This window comes from Microbacterium sp. K35 (assembly GCF_004794375.1).
Taxonomy (GTDB): domain Bacteria; phylum Actinomycetota; class Actinomycetes; order Actinomycetales; family Microbacteriaceae; genus Microbacterium; species Microbacterium sufflavum.
On sequence record NZ_SSDM01000296.1, the window covers coordinates 1 to 766 of the forward strand.

General features: G+C 77.7%; 1 protein-coding gene. It reads left to right on the forward strand.

Annotated elements, in window-relative coordinates; genetic code table 11:
- Window positions 1-176 precede the first annotated feature (176 nt).
- Window positions 177-766, forward strand: a 590-nt coding sequence (locus tag DW299_RS11530; RefSeq protein WP_136036671.1) for an alanine racemase, incomplete at its 3' end; no start/stop codon positions are given.

Below are 766 nucleotides of genomic sequence, written 5' to 3' on the forward strand. Positions count from 1 at the left end.
CAGACGCGCCCGCGTCTGTCGCGCCCGCGTCTGTCGCAGTCGCGCCGGCCGTTCCTGCGCCCGCCCATTCCGCGCCCGTCCGCCCCGCGCTCGCCGGTACCGGGCGCGACGTCGCACCTGTCGCCGTCCCCTCCGGTTTCCGCTCCACACCGCCGTCCCGCCTCCCGCTCCCGCGGTTGTGCACGCTCCCCGAGGCCGTGGCGCAGAACGTGTCGCGCGTGCGGCAGTCGACGTCCGCGCAGATCATGGCCGTGGTCAAGGCCGACGGCTACGGGCACGGGGCGGTCGCGGTCGCCGAGGCTGCCGTCGCCGCGGGTGCGACGTGGCTCGGGGTGACCGACGTCGCCGAGGGCCGTGCGCTGCGCGCTACCGGGCTGGCCGTCCCGATCCTGTCGTGGCTGAACCCGGGCGGGATCGACGCGGTCGCGGCCGCGCTCGACCGGATCGACGTGGCGGTGGGCTCCGTCGACGAGCTGAGGGCGCTGATCGCGGACGCGGTCGCCCCGGTGCGGGTGCACCTGCACCTCGACACCGGGATGGCGCGAGGGGGCTGCCCGCTCGCCGACTGGCCGGAGCTGCTGCGGCTGGCCAGGGCGGCGCGCGGCCGCGTCGAGGTGGTCGGGGTGATGGGGCATCTGCCGCGCGCGGATGAGGCCGATCCGGCCGCCAACGCCGCGGCGGTGCTGCGGATGCGGCACGGCCGCGACGCGGTGCTCCGCGCCGGCTTCGGTCCGGTGCTCGTGCACCTCGCCGCGACCTCCGGCGC